We start from the raw sequence: 234 nt of genomic DNA on the forward strand, positions 1-234 counted from the left end.
GTCCATTATTGGACAGCTTCAAATATGTATATTACACTTCGATTGACTTCCCATCTTCTACAATATGATAAAGTAAGTGCGCTAAATGATGAATTGGCCCATATTCTTCCTCTTCTTCATTTGTTTCACCTTGGAATTCAACATCATTTAAGTATAAAGCTAAAAATTGATAGTATAATTTCAAATCAAATCCGAAGCACGCACTTGGCTCATCGTGATCTGCGTCATATTGGA

1 pseudogene is annotated in these 234 nt (G+C 34.6%); it reads right to left on the reverse strand.

The annotated features are described in order from the left end of the window. Nucleotides 1-31: 31 nt before the first annotated feature. A pseudogene (locus tag JDS95_RS30880) lies at nucleotides 32-234 on the reverse strand (cytosolic protein); the annotation flags it as partial.

The sequence above is a fragment of the Bacillus cereus group sp. N24 genome (assembly GCF_016483345.1).
Classification (GTDB): Bacteria; Bacillota; Bacilli; order Bacillales; family Bacillaceae_G; genus Bacillus_A; species Bacillus_A toyonensis.